The organism is Thiohalocapsa sp. (assembly GCF_019695415.1).
Taxonomy (GTDB): domain Bacteria; phylum Pseudomonadota; class Gammaproteobacteria; order Chromatiales; family Chromatiaceae; genus Thiohalocapsa.
The window spans coordinates 1-4,133 of sequence record NZ_JAIFKJ010000238.1 but is presented as its reverse complement, the minus strand read 5'-3'; the positions used below and the strand labels follow the sequence as shown (position 1 = coordinate 4,133).

Here is a 4,133-nt window from a genome sequence, read left to right as displayed (position 1 = left end):
CGTCGAAGCTCCCGCTCGACGCCAAGGTGGCCTCCGAAACCGACCACGGTGACTACGTCCTCCGCAAGGTCACGCTGGCCTTCGACAAGGACCGCCGCATGCCCCTGGCGCTGGTCATCCCCAAGGGCCTGCCCGCCGACGCCCCGGCCCTGCTGATGCTCGGCGGCTACGGGCAGGAAATCGAAAAAATGACCGAGGGCGTCTACTCGCGGGCCTACGCCATCCACATGGCCCGGCTGGGCTTCGTCGTGGCCGGGTGGGACCATTTTTCGCAGGACGGGGCCCCCAAACCCCCCGGGGGCCATGGCGCCCGACCCGGGGGCTGCCACCGGGGCCGGCGGGGGGATCCGCGACTGGGGCGCCCCCGGGCGCGGGGCCAAGCCCAAGGCGGGCCTGTGCGGCTTTTCGGTGTCCAACCTGCGCATCCCCGGTGCCGAGCAGCCCTGGGAGGCCGGGCAGGTGTGGGGCCGGCCGGGGCGCATGGTCTCGGCGCTGGACATCATGCTGGAGGGGCCCATCGGCGCCGCCGCCTTCAACAACGAGTTCGGCCGGCCGAACCTCGCCGGCTGGTTCCGCACCTTCGAGCAGCGGGTGCCGCTGGCCGCCGGCGGCACCGAGCTGCGCGGCTATCACAAGCCCATCATGCTCGCGGGGGGCTTGGGCAACATTCGCGGCGAGCATGTCCAGAAGACCGACTTCCCGGCGGACACACCGCTCATCGTGCTCGGCGGGCCGGCGATGCTCATCGGCCTCGGCGGCGGGGCGGCCTCGAGCATGGCCAGCGGTGCGTCGGCGGCGGACCTGGACTTCGCGTCCGTGCAGCGGGCGAACCCGGAGATGCAGCGCCGCTGCCAGGAGGTCATCGACCGCTGCTGGGCCCGCGGCGACGAGAATCCCATCCTGTTCATCCACGACGTGGGCGCCGGCGGCCTGTCCAACGCCCTGCCGGAGCTGGTGCACGACGGCGCCGATGGCGTCGATGTCGGTGGGGGCGGCGGGGCGACCTTCGAGCTGCGCAAGGTGCCCAACGCCGACCCCGGCATGTCGCCCATGGAGATCTGGTGCAACGAGGCGCAGGAGCGCTATGTGCTGGCGGTGGACCGAGCGCGCCTGGAAGACTTCGCCGCCATCTGCGAGCGCGAGCGGTGCCCTTACGCCGTCGTCGGCACCGCCGAGCCCGAGCCGCAGCTCAGGCTCACGGACGCGCATCTGGGCGAGACGCCCATCGACATGCCCATGCAGCTCCTCTTCGGCAAGCCGCCGAAGATGACGCGGGATGTGACACGGCTGCCGGCGCCGGCAGAGCCCTTCGACACCGCCGACATTGACATCGCCGAGGCCGTGCGTCGCGTGCTGCGGCTGCCGGCGGTGGCGGACAAGACCTTTCTCATCACCATTGGCGACCGCACCGTCACCGGGCTCGTCGCCCGGGACCAGATGGTCGGTCCCTGGCAGGTGCCCGTCGCCGACTGTGCCGTCACACTCACCGACTACGACGGCCTCACCGGTGAGGCCATGGCGATCGGCGAGCGCACCCCCTTGGCGCTGCTGGATGCGCCGGCCGCCGGGCGCATGGCGGTCGCCGAGGCCGTCACGAACATCGCTGCCGCGCCCGTCGGGCAGCTCGGCGACATCAAGCTCTCGGCAAACTGGATGGCAGCAGCCGGCCACGACGGCGAGGACGCGAGGCTCTATGACACGGTGCGCGCGGTGGGGCAGGCGCTGTGCCCGGCGCTCGGCATCGCCATCCCCGTGGGCAAAGACTCCATGAGCATGAAGACGGTCTGGCACGGGGACGACGGCGTCGAGCACGCCATGGCGGCGCCGCTGTCGCTCATCGTCTCCGCCTTCGCGCCGGTGACGGATGCTGCAAGGTGTCTGACCCCCCAGCTTCAGGCGGAGCGGGATGCGGCGCTGGCGCTGGAGGATACGGATCTGGTGCTGGTGGACCTCGGGCGCGGCCAGGACCGACTCGGCGGGTCTTGTCTGGCGCAGGTCTACGGCCGCCTCGGCAGCAGACCGCCGGACCTGGACGATCCGGTCCTGCTGCGGGGCTTCTTCGCCGCTGTGCAGCAGCTCAATGCCGAGGGCCGGCTGCTGGCCTACCACGACCGTTCCGACGGTGGGCTCTTGGTGACGCTTGCCGAGATGGCCTTCGCCGGACGCTGTGGGGTGGATGTGGACTTGGCGCTACTGCCGCCGGGGAGGCAGGGGCAGGGCGAGCGCCATCCAGTGGCAGCCCTGTTCAGCGAGGAGCTGGGCGCGGTGCTGCAGATTCGCCGCTCGGAGCGCGCCGCGGTGCTGGCCCGCCTGGCGGAGCACGGCTTGGGCGGTTGCGCCGCCGTCATTGGCCGGCCCACGACGCTGGAGCGGGTGGTGGTCCGCAACGGCATCCACAGGCCCCTGGACGCGAGCCGCACCGAGCTGCAGCGCCTCTGGTCCGAGACCAGCTGGCAGATGCAGCGCCTGCGCGATAACCCGAACTGCGCCGACGAGCAGCATGCCCGCATCGATGCCGATGACCCGGGGCTGCATGCGACGCTCGGGTTCGAGCCCGCGAACGACATCGCCGCGCCCTTCATCAAGACCGGCGTGCGGCCAAAGCTCGCGGTGTTGCGCGAGCAGGGCGTCAACGGCCAGCTGGAGATGGCGGCGGCCTTCCACCGCGCCGGCTTCGACTGCATCGACGTGCACATGTCGGACATCATCGAAGGGCGCCGGGACCTTGCAGCGTTCAAGGGTCTCGCTGCCTGCGGCGGCTTCAGCTACGGCGACGTGCTGGGCGCCGGCGAGGGCTGGGCCAAGACCATCCTGTTCAATCCCCGCGCCCGGGAGCAGTTCCAGGCCTTCTTCGAGCGTGCGGACAGCTTTGCGCTCGGCGTGTGCAACGGCTGCCAGATGCTCGCCAACCTGCGCGAGCTGATCCCGGGCGCTGGGCACTGGCCACACTTTGTGCGCAACCGCTCCGAGCAGTTCGAGGCCAGGCTGGCGCTGGTGGAGGTGCTGGAGACGCCGTCCGTCCTCCTCGCCGGCATGGCCGGCTCGCGCCTGCCCATCGCTGTCGCCCACGGCGAGGGCCGCGCCGAATTCCACGACGCGGACCATCTCACCGCCGCCGCGCCCTACAGCGCCGTGCGCTATGTGGAGAACACCGGCGCGCCCGCCGAGCGCTACCCCGCCAACCCCAACGGCTCACCCGGCGGCATCACCGGCCTCACCACCCAGGACGGCCGCGTGACTATCCTGATGCCGCACCCGGAGCGCGTCTTCCGCAGCATCCAGCACTCCTGGTGCCCGGACGACTGGGGCGAGGACGGTCCCTGGCTGCGGTTGTTCCGCAATGCGCGGGTGTGGGTGGGCTGAGGGCCCCGGGGCGCGGGGTCAAAATTGTGCCCCTCCTGTATCTGCACGATCAACGCGGCAAACAGGTGCGATGCAGGAAAACGGCCGCGGCGGAAAATCTCGCGTTCTCTTTCTTCCCTTTGCGCTTCGTGGTCTCTGCGTGAGCCTCTTTTCCTATATCAACCAAACCGATACACCGAGACGCTGCCGTGACCCAATCCGATTCCCCACAGGATTGCTACTTCTGCCGCGTGATCCGCGGCGAGACCGACCCCTTCATTGTCGAGAACCGCTCCTTCGTGGGCATTTTCGACACCCACCCGGTCAACCCCGGCCACGCTCTGCTCATTCCGAAGCGGCATGTGCTCTCCATCTTCGATCTGGATGAGACCGAGCAGGCGGACTACTTCCCCGCGCTGCAGGGCATCAAGAGCGTCATCGAGCAGACCGACCTGCGGGATCTGTATCAGGAAATGCTCAGCCGCGATTACCTCAGAGACCGACCCAAAGACCAGATCGAAACCGTCCTGGGCCTGGATTTCATAAGCCGCAAGCCGGATGCCTACACCGTCGGCAACAACGACGGCAGAGCCGCAGGCAGAAGCATCGACCATCTGCACGTGATCGTCCTGCCGCGCTACCACGGTGACGTCGAGAATCCGAAAGGCGGCATTCGCAACGTCATCCCTCAACGCGCACACTATCCTAGGCGCTGAGGCGCGGGGACCGCATTGGTGCGCACCGGTCGCATCAGGCAATGCAATACGGTGACGGTAACCCCTTTTGGTCAC

General features: G+C 69.3%; 2 protein-coding genes and 1 pseudogene. 2 read left to right on the top strand and 1 reads right to left on the bottom strand.

Annotated elements, in window-relative coordinates:
- Window positions 1–266: hypothetical protein (locus I6U14_RS06795; protein ID WP_296897940.1), on the bottom strand; the 266-nt coding region annotated here is incomplete at its 3' end.
- Window positions 267–300: 34 nt separating this feature from the next.
- Between I6U14_RS06795 and purL the strand changes: the two are divergent.
- Window positions 301–3,363, top strand: a pseudogene (gene purL / locus I6U14_RS06790) (phosphoribosylformylglycinamidine synthase); the annotation flags it as partial.
- Between the two features lie 188 nt (window positions 3,364–3,551).
- On the top strand, window positions 3,552–4,058 hold the full coding sequence (locus I6U14_RS06785) for an HIT family protein (RefSeq protein WP_296897938.1): 507 nt from the start codon (window positions 3,552–3,554) through the stop codon (window positions 4,056–4,058).
- Window positions 4,059–4,133: the final 75 nt, after the last annotated feature.